Below are 15,372 nucleotides of genomic sequence, written 5' to 3'. Positions count from 1 at the left end.
CGTTCCCACTCGGCATCCGTAAGATCTCCCCGCCCCATGCCCGAACCAACGAGCGAGCCAGGCGATAGTCACATGATCGGGCGGACAAGTCCTAGCGTCCGAGAGGTACGAGATCACTCATACCTTTCGAAGGGATCCCCCCATGCCCCAGCCCTACACCCTCGTCGGCACCGCCCGCCCCAAGCCCGACCGGGTCGACGACCTGCGCCGGCTCCTGCTCTCCTTCGTCGAGCCGACCCGCCAGGAGCCCGGCTGCCTGGAGTACCACTTCCACGAGGACAGCGAGGCCCCCGGCGTCTTCGTCTTCTACGAGGCCTGGCGCACCAAGGAGGACCTCGACGCCCACCTCGCCCTGCCCCACATGCGCGACTTCTGGGAGCACCGGATGGAGTACCTGGAGCAGGACCTGGAGATCCGCTGGCTCACCATGCACAGCCCCTACGAGCACCGCTCCGCCCCGGCGCGCTGACCCGCCCCGGCCCGCCGGGCGCGACCGACCCCGCACGCGCCCGGAGGTGCCGTGCGGGGCCGATGCGCGGATGATGACCGTCAGTTGACGAACCGCCAGATGTGGTCGTCGTAACCGCCGCCGCCCCACGAGCTGTTGTAGCAGGGGTAGACGGTCAGCGGCAGGTCGTCGGCCCGGTCGCTCCCGTCGGCGGCCAGGCCCCAGACGTCCAGGCAGAGGCCGTTCTTGTAGTTGACGATCTCGTTGCCGCCGTCGCCGGTCACAGGGACGAGGTACCACTCCTGGTTGTCGGTCTCGGGGTCGGGGGCGCAGGTGTAGACGGACAGGCGGCTGCTGGTCGGCGCGGCGCCGTAGCCCGGCAGGTCGAGACAGTACTGGCTCTTGGAGTTGACGAACTTGAACAGGTGCAGGCCGTTGACCAGGCGGGTCTCGATCACGTCCCACATCTGGTTGTCGCCGGTGCCGAGCGCGCAGCCGTACTGGTTGACGGGGCTGTCCGGCTGGTTCCAGCCGTAGCCCGGCAGGTCGGCGCACTTGCCCGTGCTGACGTTGTAGAGCGCGAAGTTGCCGATGTAGACGGCTGCTTGGGCCTGGGAGGCGAAGGCGAGCGGAAGCAGCGCCGCGACACCGGCGGTGGCGAGGAAGCGGGTGGCCCTGGACAAGGACATGGGCATGAGGATTCCCCCATCATGGGTTGTTCGGGCGGGAATTCCGTGCGTGTGCCGCTCGGCTTCGACGGAGCCGAGGTCGGGCATGAGAATAGGGAAGCGCATGCCGGGGGAACCACCGAAGATCCGACGAAGGCCGAAAATGACCGCGCTGCCGAACGGCACCGGTGACCCGGCCCGCCCGGGACACGCCCTAGGATGCGGGGTGGATCATGGGCCCCGGCAGGAGGATGCGCACGGATGAGTGGAACGGTCTCAGCGGTCAGCAGCAACGGGGAGTACTCCTTCACCAAGCCGAACCGCGACAGCATCACGCTGCTCGCCGGGCTCGGGGTGGAAGGGGACGTGCACGCGGGGGTGACCGTCAAGCACCGGTCGCGCGTCGCGCAGGACCCGACGCAGCCGAACCTGCGGCAGGTCCACCTCATCCACGAGGAGCTGTTCGCCGAGGTGGCGCAGCGGGGATTCACCGTGGCGCCGGGGCAGTTGGGCGAGAACGTCACCACCCGCGGGATCGATCTGCTCGGGCTGCCGGTCGGCGCGCTGCTGCGGATCGGGTCGGACGCGGTGGTGGAGGTCACCGGGCTGCGCAACCCCTGTCAGCAGATCGACCGCTTCCAGGACGGTCTGCTGAAGCAGGTCGTCGGGCGCGACGAGGCCGGGACCGTGGTGCGCAAGGCCGGGATCATGGGCGTGGTCCGGGACGGCGGTGTGGTCCGCCCCGGCGACGCGATCGAGGTCGAGCTGCCGGAGGGGCCGCACCGCCCGCTCGACCGCGTCTGAGGCAGGTTCTGGCGGACGACCTCCGGCACCGGCCGCTCGCATGGCCGAGGTCCGCCGCCGCGAGCGCGTCGGCAGGACCGGCGGCGCGCAGTACGACGTCGAGCACCTGGTCCGCGAACGCGTGCACCTCCGGTCCGGCCTCCGGCGCGACGGCGAGCGAGCCCGCCACGGCGTAGCGGCTCGCCGCGCGCACCGCCCCGTCCAGCACGAACAGCCGGTACTCGCCCGCGAACGCGACCACGTCGCCGACCGGCACGAGGGTGTCGTCGTCGAGGGCGTCCGGGCCGGGCAGTCCGCTGCCGTCGGGGTACACCCGCGCCGGGAACAGCTTGTCGAGCGGCGGCTTGAGGAACGCCGGCCGTCGCAGCCGCCGCGCCTCGGCCAGGGTGGTGCACTCCACCCGGCGGGCGAGCAGCTCGGCGGGCAGCGCGGTGAGCCGGTCGGCGGGCGGCTCCAGCGGGACGATGCCCGGCGGTCCGGCGGCCACGTCCGCGAACAGCGGTCCGCCGTACAGGTGGGCGGGCCGTAGGCCGGTGAGCTCGGCGGGGACCTCCCGGCGCACGGCGGTGTGCGCCCGCAGCCCGCGAAGGCGGGCCCGGGTGAGCAGCCGGAGGCCGGTCCCGTTGACCCGGGGCGCGAGCAGCAGGAGCGTCATGGGCCGCCATGATGGCCCGCCCGCGCCGGCTCCGGCCGGCGGTCTTCCGCCGCGGTGCGCTCAGTACCGGGGCCGGTTGCGGCTGAGGCCGCGGGCGTGCACCAGCGCCTCGCGGATCAGGGCTGTGAGGCGGGCGGTGCCCTCCGCGCCGGTGCAGTTCGACGGATAGGCCTCGACGGCGCGCCACTCGCCGTCGGTGAGCGGCGGCCTCGGGCGCGCGGGTTCGATGCCCTCGGGGAGGGCCGGAAGGCGGACCAGGAGGGTGTCGAGGCCGGCCGCGACGACGGCCGCCACGCCCTCGAACGCCAGGACCGGCATGCCGTAGAGGCCTTCGACGGGGTGCCGCGGGGCCAACTCGGAGAGCCGGTCGCAGAGATCGGGGTGCGTGTGCAGCTGCCAGGGCCCGAGCGTGAAGTCGCCCGGTCCGTCGGGCGGGGTCGCCTGTTCGCGGAGGTGGGCGATCAGCGCGCGGTTCTCCGGGGCGTCGAGGAGTGCCGGGACGGGGGTGGCGGCGGGGCGGCGCTTCCGCTTGGGCATGCGGACGAGGGTAGCCCCTCCTGCCCGAGGTAGTCGTGGAGTTGCGCCGAGGCCTTCAGCATCGCGAGGCCCCGGTCGGTGAGCCGCCGCCGCCAGCCGGCGAGGGCGGCGGCGAGGGCGGTCGTGCCGCCGGCGGTGCGGATCTGCTCGACGACCGCCGCGATGTCCTGGAGCCGGTAGCCGCCGCGGCGCAGCAGGTGGGCGAGGTCGGCGTCGCGGACGTCGGCGGCGCCGAAGACGCGGTAGCCGGTGGCGGGGTCGCGCGTGGGGCACAGGATGCCGGCCGCCTCCCAGCTGCGCAGGGTGGCGGGGGTGAGCCGCAGCCGGTGGGCGAGTTCGCCGATGGTGCGGGGGAGCGGACCGGAGGGGTCGGCGGGGGCGGTCGCCGCCGTCAGGTGGTCGACGGCGGCGCGGACGGCGGTGAGGGTCCGGTGGTCGTGGAGCAGCTGTCCGTGCCCGTGGTGGACGGCGGTCAGGGCGTCGTCGGTCCGGCCGTCGTGCACGGCGTTCATGATCGCCCCGGCGGTCCGGTGCCCGTACGCCCGGACGAGCGCGAGGAAGGTGCGCAGCGCCGCCGCGTGCAGCTCGGTGTAGATCCGGTACCCGGTGGGGGTGCGCTCGGCGGGCGGCAGGAAGCCGTCCTGCTCGTAGTTGCGGACGGCCTGCGCGGAGAGCCCGTGCTCGCGGGCGAGATCGGCCGGGCGCAGGTTCCGCTTCCTGGTGGGGTTGCTGGGCACTTTGAGACTTTACAAGAGATTCCTCGGGCCGAGACCGCAAAAGTCTCAACCGCTCTCTCAGAGATACGATGGAGGCTCATGACACAGGACATCCGAGACTTCCTGCCCCTGTCGTGCGGCCTGGTGGCGTTCGGCGAGCCGACGCACGTGGAACCGGCCTTCGGGCGGGTCCGCAACGAACTGTTCGCCCAACTGGTCGGGCGCGGCTTCCGGTCGATCGTCCTGGAGACCGACCGGGTGTCGGCGCTGACGGTGGACGCCTTCGTCCGGGAGGGGGCGGGGTCGCTGGACGGTGCGATGCGCGACGGCTTCACCCACGGGTGGGGGGAGCAGGAGCCCAACCGGGAGCTGGTGGCGTGGATGCGCGCGTACAACCGCAGCCGTCCGCCGCAGGAGCGGCTGGCGTTCCACGGCTTCGACGCCCCGACCGAGAACACGACGGCCCCGAGCCCGCGCCCGTACCTCGAACACGCCCGCGACTACCTGGGGGCCGACGTCGACGTGGCGGCCCTGGCCGGGGACGACGAGCGGTGGAGCCGGACGGAAGCGGTGCTGGACGCGGCGATGTCGCCGGGCGCCTCGGCGCAGGCGGACCGGCTGCGGGCGGTCGCGGACGATCTGCTGGGCCTGCTCCACGCGAGGGCGGCGGAGCTGATCGCGGCCACGTCGCGCGAGGAGTGGGAGGCGGCGCGGACGCATCTGACGGCGGGGGCGGGGTTGTTGAGGTACCACCGGCAGGCGGCGCGGCCGGGGGAGCCGGGCGAACGGCTCGCGGGGCTGCTGGGGGCCAGGGACGAGATCATGGCCCGCAACCTGCTCGCCATCAGGGACGTGGAGGCATGGCGCGGCGGTACGTTCGTGTTCGCCCACAACAGCCATCTGCAACGGAACCCGAGCGTGTGGCGGATGGGGGAGAAGGACGTGACGTGGAACGGCGCCGGCCGGATCGTGGCCGCGCTGGTGGGCGGTGAGAAGTACTTCTTCGTGGCGGGAGCGCTCGGCGGCGCCGGCCCGTGGGCCCTGGCCCCGGTGCCGGAGGAGCCGTCGGCCGGTGAGGCCGATCTGCTCCTGGAGGTCGGGAACGGTGGTTCCGAGGCGGCGTGAACGCCGTCGACGCATGCGGACCGGGCGCCGGTCATCGCCCCGGCGCCCGGTCGGCACGCACGGTCGGTCCTTCCCGGTGATCGGCCGGTTCTCCTCGGTCGGTGGCGGGAAGAGTGCCGCACGGTGCTGCATCGCCGTCCCGCCCCGCCGGTCCCGGCCCTTCCCGGACCCGGCCGGGATCGCGGCACATCGGCCTCCGGTGCCCGCTCAGGTGTCCGCGAGCCGCTCGTGGAGGTCCTCGCCGAAGCGGGAGCGGTAGACGCCGTGGGCGATGGCCCCGGGGGACTGGTAGCCCCGGTGCCGAGGGTCCGAGACCTCCGTATCCCACCGCACCGCCTGCCCCGGCCCCGCCGCCACGCGGCCCAGGTACAGCTGCGCGACGTCCTCCAGCCCCGGATCCCCGGCGAGCACCGAGCGCCACAGCCCGCGGCCCTGCCCGACCACCCACAGGCACAGGTCCTCGGTGCCGTCCTCGGACCAGGCGTCCCCGTCCACGCGCACGCCCTCCGAGAAGTCGGCCAGCGCGCCCGCCGCGCACTCGTACGCGAGCGCGAACTCTTCGAGGACCTCGCGTGGTTGGGACCCCAGCCACGCCTCAAGCGCCGACAGGTGCGGCCGGGCCGCTTCCAGGGCGTCCCAGAACCGATCGGGTATGTGCTCCGGTTCCATCCCGGCTCCTCCGTCCGGCTAGGTGGCCTTGCCGTGCCCGACGAGGCGGAAGGCCAGGCAGACCACGGGCGTGTCGTCCTCCACCCGGGTGCCCAGCCGCGCCCAGTAGCCGACGTGCCCGGTGCGCCACTCCTCCAGGGAGGCGTCGCCCTCGCCCTCCGCGTGGGCGTGCTCCCAGGTGACCTCGGCGAACGGCTTCACCTCCACGCCGGTGATCTCGATGACGCCGACCGACTCGCCGTCGTCGTCGGTCAGCGCCAGCCGTTCGCCGGGCTGCTCCAGGCTCTCCCCCTCCTCGGCGTACTCCGCCAGCAGCCCGGTGGTGGCCGTCTTCCGGCCGGCCAGGGCCAGGGCGTTCAGCCGGGCCCGTATCGGGCCAGGGGTGCCCAGTTCCATCGAGCGCAGGCCGTTGACGCGTGGCCACATCCCCTCATCACCTCTTCCGGTGTCGCGGTCGTGTCTCCGGCCGACGATACGGCGCCGCGCCGGCCGGGGTGGGGGCGGACACACGTGACGGTAGGTTAGCCTTACCTAAATTCAGGTGAGAGGAGACGGCCCTGACCAGCACCACCGCCCCCGCGCGCTTCCTGCTCTTCCCGCTCCAGGTGGTCCGGGCCACCCGGATCACCCCGCACATGGCCCGGATCACCCTCGGCGGACCCGCCCTCACCGGCTTCGTCAACGGCGGCCTCGACCAGCGGGTGAAACTGCTGCTGCCGCTGCCCGGGCAGAGCGAACCCCTGATGCCCGAGGGCGAGGAGGAGTTCGGCTGGTACCAGAGCTGGCGGGCCATGGACCCGGCCGTCCGCCCCGTGCTGCGCACCTACACCGTCCGCGCCCGGCGCCACGAACCCGACGAGGTCGACATCGACATCGCCGTCCACGGCGACCACGGACCCGGCTCGCGCTGGGCCAGGACGGCGGCGCCCGGCGACCGGGTGATCGTCTGCGGGCCGGCCGTCGAGGACGCCGGTGGCGTCGAGTTCCGGTTGCCCGACGGGGCGGACTGGGTGCTGCTCGCGGGCGACGAGTCCACCCTGCCCGCCGTCGCCGCGATCCTCGGCGAACTGCCCGGGAACCTGCCGGTGAGGGTGTTCGCCGAGGTCGAGGGGCCGCAGGAACACGCCTACCTGCCCGCCGCCCGCCCCGGCACCGGGATCACCTGGCTGCACCGGGGCGCCCCGGGCACCCCCGCCCTCCCCGACGCCGTCCGCGCCGCCGAACTGCCGGACGGCGCGCCGTACGCGTGGATCGCCGGCGAGGCCTCGGCCGTCCGCGAGCTGCGCCGCCACCTGGTGCGCGAGCGCGGCTGGGACCGGCGCGCCGTCTGCTTCATGGGCTACTGGCGCCTCGGCCGCACCGAGGACCAGCGCGCCGACGAGCCGGCGGAGACGGACGCCGACTGACCGGCGTCGCGTCCGGATTCGAGGGAGGTCGAAAGGCTTGGCCCGGCCGGCTCGCACACGGCGAGACTGGCCGGGCCGACGCGGTCCCGAGCGGGCGCGGCGGCAGTGTCCGGGCTCCGGCCAGCAGCGACTTCAGGAGAGTGCCCGTCATGAGAATCGCGCGTTCCCTTCTTCCCCGCGCCGGTGTCGCCGCCGGGGCCGTGCTGATGGCGGCCGGGCTGCTGGGCGGCCCCGCCCAGGCCGCCGACGGCGCCCCCGCCGCGGGCGACCCCGCGGCCACGGCCGCCGCCGCTCCCGCCGCGGTGTCCGACGCCGACCAGACCGTTATTTACGGCACCGCGGGCCTCAACCGCGGCGAGAGCTGGTCCTCCCCGGACGGCACCACCGTGCTGTACCAGCAGTGGGACGGCCACGTGGTGCTGTACAAGAACAACGTCGCCATCTGGACGGCCGTCGGCACGTACGGCGTCGGCACCTACCTCTACATGCAGGCCGACGGCAACCTCGTCGCGTACGACGCCGCCATGCGCGCGGTGTGGAACAGCAGGACCCCGTACCACCCGGGTGCCTACCTCGCCGTCCAGAACAGCGGCAACCTCGTCATCTACGCCGGGAGCACCCCGATCTGGTGGTCCAACTACCGCCCCGGCGGCACGGGCCCGGTCGACCCCGAGTGCCGCCCCGGCCGCCTCTGCCCGTGACGCGGTAGCGCCGCACCCCCCGGTCCCGCCCCGCCCGGCCCCCGTCCGGGCGGGGCGCACCCGTGCCCGTGCGGGGTGTCCGGAAGGGCAGGACTCCGCCGCCGGTGGAACCACCGGAGCGCCCGACGGAGTCGGGACCGGCATGAACGCCGAAACCGCGCCCCATGGGCCACTCCCGCACCGCACCGACCGCCGCCGCCTGCTGCTGAGCGTCGCGGCCGGACTGGGCGCGCTCGCGGTGCCGGCCGGGGCCCGCTGGTGGGCGGTCCGGGACAACGCGCGCGGCCCCCGGATCTGGGAGGCGGCGACCGGCGGGCGGGTCGTCCCGTCGGCCGACCCCCGGGGGAACGTCCACGTGGCGGGGTACGACGGCGGCGTCCGGGCCCTGGACCCGCGCACCGGTGCCGTCCGCTGGGCCGCGGCGGTCGGACCGGCCGACGCCGCCGCGCAGCGGGGCGGCTGGCCGCTGGCCGAGGGCGCCGGTGTGGTGTGCGTGTACTCCACGACCAGGGTGCAGGTCCTCGACGCCGCGTCGGGGGAGCCGCGCTGGGAGACCGCGGTGTCGGACGCGGGGGAGGCCCCGGCACCCCCGGGCGTCGCCGTGGCGGGCGACAGCGTGATCCTCGTCGACGGAGCGTCGCTGCGCTCCTTCGATGCGGCCACCGGCCGGGCGCTCTGGAGCGGCCCGCCGACGGTCTCCGGCACCCCGCTGGTGGCCGGGGACACCGTGTACGTCCCCGGCCGCTCGGCGGGGCTGCTCGCGTTCGACCTCCGCAGCGGTGAGCAGCGGTGGGAGCAGGGCGCCGTCGACGCCGTGCTGGACCCGCCCGCCGTCCACGCCGGCCTCGTGCACCTCGTGGACACCGGCCGGACCGACCGGACCGGCGCGAGTTCCGCGGCACTCGCCCTGGAGGCGGCCACCGGGCGGGTGCTCTGGAAGCGGACGCAGCTGCGCGGCCCGATCGGTCCGGTGGTCGCGGGCGGGACGGTCTGCCTGCTCAGCGGGAAGCAGCTGCTCGCCCTGGACGCGGCGACGGGCGACGAGCGGTGGACGGCCACCGTGCCGCCGGGGGCCGGCCGGGGGACGAGCTCGCTGACGGCCGCCCAGGGAGCCGTGTACGTCGGGACGAACGACGACCGCCTCTTCGCGCACGACCTGCGGACGGGCGGACTGCGCTGGCAGGACGAGCCGGAGCGCCTGCGGGCCGACACCGAGTTCACCCGGGTCTCGCTCGCCGTGGCCGGATCCACCGTCTACCGGGGCAGCCGCACCGGCCTCCGCGCCTTCACGGCCCTGTCCCCGGCCTGAGGCCCCGCCTGAGGCCCGGTCTGAGCCCGGGACCGGGACCGCCCGGTCCCGGTCCGCGCCGCCGCCCCCGACGTCCCTACCGGCGCGGGGGATCGATCCGGGTGCGGGCCGGGGCGAGGAGCCGGTTGAGCAGCTCGGCGCCCTCGGCGGTGTCCAGCGCGACCGGCGCGGTGCCGGCGGGCTTGACCAGGGTGGTGGCGGCGTCGCGTTCGTAGAGGACGCAGGCGCTGCTCCCGAGGTCCCGCTTGGACGGCCAGCGCAGGCCGGCCGCCCACGGCGCCTGGCCGCGGATCCAGGCCGCCCAGCGGCGGGTGCGCGGGTAGGCGTCGGGGGTGGAGTGGATCAGCCACTCGTCCTGGTGGACGGCCGCGAGCTGATCGAGCGTCATCAGGCCGACCAGCGGGATGTCGCACGTGGTCTCGATCCGCGACAGCACCCGCCCCTGCACCGAGGCGCGCCGGATCCGCCGCCAGCCGCGCTCGTCGAACGGCACGCCGCGGACCAGCGTCTCCATCACCGCCGTGCGCTCCGAGAACCCGGCGTACAGGTACGGCAGATGGGTCCCGTCGCCCTCGTAGGAGCAGAACCGGCCGCCCTCGTAGTGGGAGTCGGACGGGTTCGGGTTGAACGAGGTGGCCGGGTACGCGGCGGAGTGCACCCGGTGCAGCACGGTCCCGGCGGGCAGCACCTCGCGGAACGGGGTGGCGCGCACGGTCGGGGCGGGAACCTTCACGTCGGGCATGCCGTCACCACTCCGCGATCTCGGCGCGGGCGGCGGCGAGCAGGGCGTGCTCGCCGGTGGTGCCCAGGAGGCGGGCGGGGACGGCGTCCAGCCAGGCGTTGGTGCCCAGCCACCAGTCGGCCACGCCCCACGGGTCGTCGTCGGCGTCGAGCAGGCGGTTGACGGCGACCACGACGGGCCGCGGGAGGCCGGAGACGTCGTCGAACTGGAACGCCGGGAGGCGGACGGCGCCCTGGCGGTCGGTCAGCCGGATGAGGTCGGGGTCGGCGGGGTCGTTCCCGCCGGCGCGGTAGTCGGCGGCGCTGACGGAGTCCGCGGCGAGCAGCCAGTCGTCGGCGTCGTCCGGCGGGGAGAGGTCGTCCGGCGGCGAGGAGCCGTCCGGCGGTGTCGCGGTCCGGAGCAGGCTCTCGATGCCGGACCGGATCGTGATCGCGCCGGGACCGCCGGCCCCGACGATCCGGACCTCGTCGCCGCCCCGGGCGTAGCGCACGGAGTCGTCGAACAGCTCCCGTACCGGGTGCCCGTCCGGCAGCGCGGCGAGCATCAGCCGCTGGATCTTGCGCGCGAGGCGCTCCGGATCGGCGGTCCGGTCCTCGACGAGCGCCCGGAGCCGGTCGCGGGAGGACTCGTCGAGGAGTGCCCAGATCTCGGCCCAGTGCGTGCGCAGCTCCGCCAGCAACTCGTCCGGCACCATCGTCCCTCACCCCCGCCCGATCCGGTCCCGCCGCCCGGCCGAACGCGCCGGCCGAGCGCCAGGGTAGCGCGTCGGGGCGCTCCGTGGGCGGTGATCTCGGATTCGCAAAGGTGGGACGGCCGTGGCCGGATCTGCGGCATGATGGTGGCTCAGCAGCACCTCGGGGGCGGTGCCGGATCGCGCGCGGTCGACTGTCGTGTGCCGTCACTCACGACCCGCACCGGCCCTCGGCGGCGCGTGCGCAGGGGCCCGGACCGGTGGCACGCGCCCGGTCCGCGCCGCAGGTCACGACTCGCGCTCGGAAGGCGGCCGGTGAGCAGTTCCGCGGGATACGGGTGGTCCTACGTCGACCAGGAGGCCGAGCGCCGCCGCCGGTTGCGGGCCCGGCTGGCCGCCGAGGCCCAGCGCGCCGAGAACCTCCGGCGGGCCGAGGAGCGGCGGGCGGATTTGCGGGCCCGGCTCGGTGAGCTGAGCGAGCAGGCGCAGGGGCTGCGCGGCGAGGCCAGGCAGTTGCGGCGCGCCTACCGGACGGCCCGGGTCACCGTGGAGACGGTCACCGTCGGGGCGGGGGCGGACGAGGCCGAGTTGGCGCGGGCGGTCGAGCGGGCGCGGGCGGCGAACGCCCGGGCGGCGCAGGAGCTGGCGGAGGCGGTGCAGGACGTCTGGTCGGCGGTGCTGCCGGAGGCCGTCGCCGAGCCGGAACGCCCGCGTCCGGCGGCCCGTTCGGACCGGCGCGCCGCCGCGGCCGCGGCGGCTGCCGCGACGCAAGCCGCCACCGAGGCAGCCGAGGCCGCCGAGCGCGAGCGGGCCGAACGGACCGGACGGGTCCGGGCCGGCGCCCTCGTCGAGGCGCAGACGATCCTCGACCGCGACGTGCCCCGCTGCGACCCGGCCGACCTCGAACAGGTCGCGGGCCTGGTGCGCTCGCTGAAGGCCGCCGGCACCGTCTCCGAGGTGCGGACGACGCTCACCGACCTCGCCGCGTTCGTCCAGCACTCGGTGCAGCGCCGCGCCCGCGAGGAGGAGTGCGCCGAACTGCGGGCCGGCCTGGTGGAACTGGCCCAGGACGCGGAGCCGGCCGACCGGGACCGGCTGGTCGCGGAGCTCGCCGCCGCCGAGGACCCGGCGTACCTGCGGCCCGCCGTGGAGGCGGCCGTGGCCCGCGCCGACGCGCGCCGCAACCGGGCACCGGTGGCGGCGGCGCTCGCCGAGGTGCTGCGCGACCGGGACTACCTGGTGGGTGACGGCTTCGCGGACCTGCTCGCCGAGGAGGGCGAGGTGGTGGTGCCGTTCGGCGACCCGGACCCCGGGCGGGCGGCGGCGGCCGGTGCGGGGGAGGCGGACGGCGAGCCGCCCGCCTCCGGCTACGGGCTGCGGCTGGTGCTCTCGCCGGACCGGGCGACCCTGTCCACGGCGGTGGTCCGGCGCGACGACGCCGCCCCCGGCGAGGCCGGGCGCAGCGACGATCACGCGGCGGACGAGGAGCAGGACGAGGCCGTTCAACGGTGGTTCTGCGACGAGCAGTTGCCCGCGATCGAGGACGGCGTGCGGCAGCGGGGCGTGCGGCTGGAGCGGACGTCCGCGATGCCGCCGGGCGCGCTGGCGGCCGGGCTCGTCCCGGGCGGGTGGTGGCCGCAGCCGCCGTCCGAGGCCGCTCCGCCGCGTCGCCGCAGGAAGCCGGGCGGCAGTGCCCGGAACGAGTCGCCCGCCGTCCGCAACACCCCGCAGGAGCGCCACCGTGACCGCTGAACCCCCGCCACCGCCGTCCCAGCCTCCGTCCGCCGGCCGTGCGGAGGGCGCGGACCGCGCCGACCGCACGGACCGCGCCGACCGCGCCGACCTGCGCAAGGACGCCGCGCCGCCGTCCGGTGAGGACGACTCCGGGCCCGTCACGCCCAGTTGGATCCGCGAACTGGACATGGCCCTCACCGTCTACCCGCAGGTGCTGCTCACCGGCAACGTCCGCGACCAGTACCTGCTGCCCGACGACCACGCCGCCGGCAGCAGCGGGACGCTCGCGCCGTACAGCCTCGGCGGGGTCATCGAGTCGATGTGCGCGGCCCGCGGCTACGGCGCGATCGCCTTCGTCGACCAGGTCGACGACTGCATCGCCCTGCTGCGGCTGAGCGCCACCCCGCAGCAGATCCCCCAGGTGATCCGGGACTTCGTCGAGCGCGACGAGCGGTGGCGGCGGGGCGGCGGCCAGGGGGCGGAGGGCTCCGGCGAGGACGACGACGAGCCGGACATGGTGGACCGCCTGCGCGACGCGATGGTCGGCGTGGTCCAGCACCCCGGGCCGCCGATCGCGCTGGTCGTCCCGTACGCCGGCCGGATCGGCTCACCGCAGGCGCCCGCCGCCGGGGAGGTCGCCCGACTCTTCGCCGCCGCGGAGGAGTTGGGCCACACGGCCCGCCCGGTGCAGGGCACGAGCGCGGTCACGCCGTACAACACGGTGTTCTGGGTGGTGGAACGGCAGGAGGAACTGCCGAGGGAGTTCGCGGTCGGCAGCCGCGCCCTGCGGGTGATCAACGTGCCGCAGCCGCCGCACGACCAGCGGCTGGCCGCCGCCCGGCACGTGGTCGGCGGGCTCGCCCGCTACCAGGCGGCGACCGGCGGGCCGTCGCTGACCGACGAGGAGACCGGGCTGGCGGCCAGGGCACTGGCCGACTCCTCGCACGGGATGGGCAGTTCGGAGGTCATGGCGATCGGCCGGATGGCCCTGGACCGCAACCTCCCCGTGCAACGGCTCGACGAGGCCGCCCGGCTGTACCGGATCGGCGTGCTCGACAACCCGTGGGCGACCGCCGCGCTGCGCGAACGCATCGCCGGCGGCGAGGAGTTCCTCAACAGCAAGGTGATCGGGCAGCCGCACGCCGTCCGCCGCACGCTGGAGATCTTCATGCGCTCGGCGGCCGGGCTCAACGGCGCCCAGGCGTCCAGCTCGCCCAGCCGGCCGCGCGGCACGCTCTTCCTCTCCGGTCCGACCGGCGTCGGGAAGACCGAACTCGCCAAGGGTGTCGCGGAGATGATCCTCGGCAAGGATGCCCGGCCGATCCGCTTCGACATGAGCGAGTTCGCCGAGGAGCACGCCCGGGACCGCCTGATCGGCGCGCCGCCCGGGTTCGTCGGCCACGACGCGGGCGGCGAACTCACCAACGCCGTCCGGGCGAACCCGATGAGCGTGCTGCTCTTCGACGAGATCGACAAGGCGAACCCGCGGCTGTTCGACCTCTTCCTGCAGATCCTGGAGGACGGCCGGCTCACCGACGGGCGCGGCGCCACCGTCTACTTCACCGAGTGCGTGCTGATCTTCACCTCCAACCTCGGCGTCAAGGCCGTCGTGGTGGAGGACCCGGCAGCCGGCGGGAGCGGTGGGGCCGGCGGGGCCGGTGGGGCCGCCCCGGCCGGTGCGGAGGCCGGCCGGGAGGCGGCGGAGGGGACCGGCGCGGGCGGGACCGGGGCAGGGGGGACGGGCGCGACCGCGCCGCGCACCACCAAACGGGAGTTCAACCGCCACGACGATCCGATGCTCGTCCGTCAAGGACTGCGCGAGGCCTTCGACACCTTCTTCAACGACCAGATCAAGCGGCCCGAGCTGCGCAACCGCTTCGGGGACAACTTCATCCCGATGGACTTCATGCAGGAGAAGTGGGTGCCGCAGATCCTCGACAAGGCCATCGCCTCGGTGGCGGCCCGCGTCCAGGAGGTCCACGGCGCCGCCCTCACCCTCTCCGACGACGCCTGGGAGGTGCTGCGGGTCGAGGCCACCCGGCGGCTCGACCACGGTGGCCGCGGTGTGCTGACCGCCGTCGAGTCGGCGCTGGTCAACCCGCTCGCCAAGGAGGTCTTCCGGACCCCGCCCCGGCGCGGCGAGCGCATCGAGGTGGTCGCCGTCGAGGGGGACGAGGACGGCGAGGGCTACCGTCTGGAGGTCGAACGGTGGCCGGGCTGAGCGCCGACGGGGCCGCCGCGCCCGCGTCCGCCCCCGCGTCCGCCCCCGGGTGCGCCTCCGCCACCGCGCCGGTGGCCCGGGTCGCCCAGGTCTCCCGGCCGGTGACCGCGCTCGGCCCCGGCCGCCGGCTCGGCGTCTGGTTCCAGGGGTGCACGCTGGCCTGCCCCGGCTGCATGTCGCGGCACACCTGGAGTCCCTCCGGCGGACGGGAGTTGACGGTCGAGCGGTTCGCCGCGCTGTGGCGCTCCGCACTCGCCGACGGTCTCGACGGCCTCACCGTCAGCGGCGGCGAACCCCTGGAGCAGCCCGCCGCCCTCGCCGCGCTGCTCGCCGCCGCCGACGCGGAACGCCGCCTGGCCGGGGCCGCGGCCGACCTGCTGGTGTACACCGGCTGGGAGCCGGAGGAACTGGCCGCCGACCCGGCCACCGCCGCCGCCCTGGACGGCGCGGACGCCGTGATCACCGGCCGCTACCGGGCCGGGCAGCCCACCCGGCTCGTCTGGCGCGGCTCGGCCAACCAGCGGCTGGTCACCCGCACGGCGCTCGGCCGCGAGCGGTACGCGCCCTATCTGGAGCACCGGCCGGAGCGGCCCGAACTCCAGGTCCGGGTGAGCGAGGGCGAGGTCCGGGTGATCGGGGTGCCGCGCCCCGGGGACCTGGGCCGGATCGAACGCGACCTGGTCCGGCGCGGCGTGACCCTCCGGGAGACCTCGTGGCGACCGTGATCTACCGCTGCCCGGTGGGCGCTCCGGGGGAGTGTCCGACCTCCGCCACCCGGGGGTACTGCCAGGTGCACATGTTCCAGCAGCTGGAGCGGTACGACCCGGCGGCGGACGTTCCGCCGCCGCCGTCCACTCCGCCGTCCACCCCTCCTGCGGCCGCCCCGCCGGCGCCGGAGCCGGAGCCCGCGCGGGCCGCCGTCGCCATGGAGCCCGCGCCCGGGCCC

17 protein-coding genes and 1 pseudogene are annotated in these 15,372 nt (G+C 75.4%); 10 read left to right on the top strand and 8 right to left on the bottom strand.

Features of this window, described 5'->3' with window-relative positions; all coding sequences use genetic code 11:
- The first annotated feature begins 142 nt into the window (after positions 1-142).
- Positions 143-469, top strand: a complete 327-nt coding sequence (locus ACFXAM_RS32200) for a putative quinol monooxygenase (RefSeq protein ID WP_380296609.1) — start codon at positions 143-145, stop codon at positions 467-469.
- 80 nt (positions 470-549) lie between these two features.
- Here the strand turns inward: ACFXAM_RS32200 and ACFXAM_RS32195 are convergent, their stop codons facing one another.
- Positions 550-1,137 (bottom strand): RICIN domain-containing protein, encoded by a 588-nt coding sequence (locus ACFXAM_RS32195; RefSeq protein ID WP_380296607.1) that lies wholly within the window; start codon positions 1,135-1,137, stop codon positions 550-552.
- 240 nt (positions 1,138-1,377) lie between these two features.
- On the opposite strand from ACFXAM_RS32195, the gene ACFXAM_RS32190 reads away from it, so the two are divergent.
- Entirely contained in the window at positions 1,378-1,920 is a 543-nt protein-coding gene (locus ACFXAM_RS32190) for an MOSC domain-containing protein (RefSeq protein ID WP_380296605.1), read from the top strand.
- Here ACFXAM_RS32190 and ACFXAM_RS32185 read toward each other — a convergent pair.
- The 3 genes from ACFXAM_RS32185 to ACFXAM_RS32175 are packed head-to-tail and all read right to left on the bottom strand — an operon-like array spanning position 1,823 to position 3,849.
- Positions 1,823-2,575 carry an ATP-grasp domain-containing protein gene (locus ACFXAM_RS32185; RefSeq protein ID WP_380296604.1) on the bottom strand — a complete coding sequence of 251 codons (753 nt, stop codon included), beginning with the start codon at positions 2,573-2,575 and terminating at the stop codon, positions 1,823-1,825. The genes ACFXAM_RS32190 and ACFXAM_RS32185 overlap by 98 nt on opposite strands.
- 60 nt (positions 2,576-2,635) lie before the next feature.
- Positions 2,636-3,112 (bottom strand): hypothetical protein, encoded by a 477-nt coding sequence (locus ACFXAM_RS32180; RefSeq protein WP_380296602.1) that lies wholly within the window; start codon positions 3,110-3,112, stop codon positions 2,636-2,638.
- Positions 3,037-3,849, bottom strand: coding sequence for a MerR family transcriptional regulator (locus ACFXAM_RS32175; protein WP_380296600.1), 813 nt, complete (start codon positions 3,847-3,849; stop codon positions 3,037-3,039). Before ACFXAM_RS32175 ends, ACFXAM_RS32180 begins: the two co-directional genes overlap by 76 nt.
- Positions 3,850-3,927: 78 nt before the next feature.
- Here ACFXAM_RS32175 and ACFXAM_RS32170 point away from each other — a divergent pair, with 78 nt between their 5' ends.
- A complete protein-coding gene (locus ACFXAM_RS32170) occupies positions 3,928-4,953 on the top strand; it encodes an erythromycin esterase family protein (protein WP_380296598.1) in 1,026 nt (341 codons plus the stop codon).
- Positions 4,954-5,160: 207 nt separating this feature from the next.
- Here the strand turns inward: ACFXAM_RS32170 and ACFXAM_RS32165 are convergent, their stop codons facing one another.
- Complete coding sequence (locus tag ACFXAM_RS32165) at positions 5,161-5,622, bottom strand: hypothetical protein (protein WP_380296597.1); 462 nt, start codon at positions 5,620-5,622, stop codon at positions 5,161-5,163.
- 18 nt (positions 5,623-5,640) lie between these two features.
- Entirely contained in the window at positions 5,641-6,048 is a 408-nt protein-coding gene (locus tag ACFXAM_RS32160) for an ASCH domain-containing protein (protein WP_380296595.1), read from the bottom strand.
- A gap of 179 nt (positions 6,049-6,227) precedes the next feature.
- Here ACFXAM_RS32160 and ACFXAM_RS32155 point away from each other — a divergent pair, with 179 nt between their 5' ends.
- The 3 genes from ACFXAM_RS32155 (at position 6,228) to ACFXAM_RS32145 (ending at position 9,038) form a co-directional block, all read left to right on the top strand.
- Entirely contained in the window at positions 6,228-7,028 is an 801-nt protein-coding gene (locus ACFXAM_RS32155) for a siderophore-interacting protein (protein ID WP_380296593.1), read from the top strand.
- 149 nt (positions 7,029-7,177) lie between these two features.
- A complete protein-coding gene (locus ACFXAM_RS32150) occupies positions 7,178-7,729 on the top strand; it encodes a hypothetical protein (protein WP_380296591.1) in 552 nt (183 codons plus the stop codon).
- Between the two features lie 142 nt (positions 7,730-7,871).
- The gene (locus ACFXAM_RS32145) at positions 7,872-9,038 is read left to right on the top strand and encodes a PQQ-binding-like beta-propeller repeat protein (protein WP_380296590.1); all 1,167 of its coding nucleotides are present in this window, start codon (positions 7,872-7,874) and stop codon (positions 9,036-9,038) included.
- A 76-nt stretch (positions 9,039-9,114) separates the two neighbouring features.
- Here the strand turns inward: ACFXAM_RS32145 and ACFXAM_RS32140 are convergent, their stop codons facing one another.
- Together ACFXAM_RS32140 and ACFXAM_RS32135 are read right to left on the bottom strand one after the other, a co-directional pair.
- On the bottom strand, positions 9,115-9,780 hold the full coding sequence (locus tag ACFXAM_RS32140; protein ID WP_380296589.1) for an RES family NAD+ phosphorylase: 666 nt from the start codon (positions 9,778-9,780) through the stop codon (positions 9,115-9,117).
- 4 nt (positions 9,781-9,784) lie between these two features.
- Positions 9,785-10,474 carry a hypothetical protein gene (locus ACFXAM_RS32135; RefSeq protein WP_380296587.1) on the bottom strand — a complete coding sequence of 230 codons (690 nt, stop codon included), beginning with the start codon at positions 10,472-10,474 and terminating at the stop codon, positions 9,785-9,787.
- Between the two features lie 312 nt (positions 10,475-10,786).
- Here ACFXAM_RS32135 and ACFXAM_RS32130 point away from each other — a divergent pair, with 312 nt between their 5' ends.
- From ACFXAM_RS32130 to ACFXAM_RS32115, 4 genes and pseudogenes are all read left to right on the top strand, one after another.
- Positions 10,787-12,223, top strand: coding sequence for a hypothetical protein (locus tag ACFXAM_RS32130; RefSeq protein ID WP_380296585.1), 1,437 nt, complete (start codon positions 10,787-10,789; stop codon positions 12,221-12,223).
- The gene (locus ACFXAM_RS32125; RefSeq protein ID WP_380296584.1) at positions 12,213-14,426 is read left to right on the top strand and encodes an AAA family ATPase; all 2,214 of its coding nucleotides are present in this window, start codon (positions 12,213-12,215) and stop codon (positions 14,424-14,426) included. Before ACFXAM_RS32130 ends, ACFXAM_RS32125 begins: the two co-directional genes overlap by 11 nt.
- Entirely contained in the window at positions 14,414-15,151 is a 738-nt protein-coding gene (locus tag ACFXAM_RS32120; protein WP_380296583.1) for a 4Fe-4S cluster-binding domain-containing protein, read from the top strand. The genes ACFXAM_RS32125 and ACFXAM_RS32120 overlap by 13 nt, the downstream gene beginning before the upstream one ends.
- Positions 15,139-15,372: pseudogene (locus ACFXAM_RS32115) on the top strand (hypothetical protein); the annotation flags it as partial. The gene ACFXAM_RS32120 and the pseudogene ACFXAM_RS32115, both read left to right, overlap by 13 nt.

The organism is Kitasatospora sp. NPDC059462, from assembly GCF_042749955.1.
In the GTDB taxonomy this organism is placed as follows: domain Bacteria; phylum Actinomycetota; class Actinomycetes; order Streptomycetales; family Streptomycetaceae; genus Kitasatospora.
This window is presented reverse-complemented; position numbering and strand designations above follow the sequence as displayed.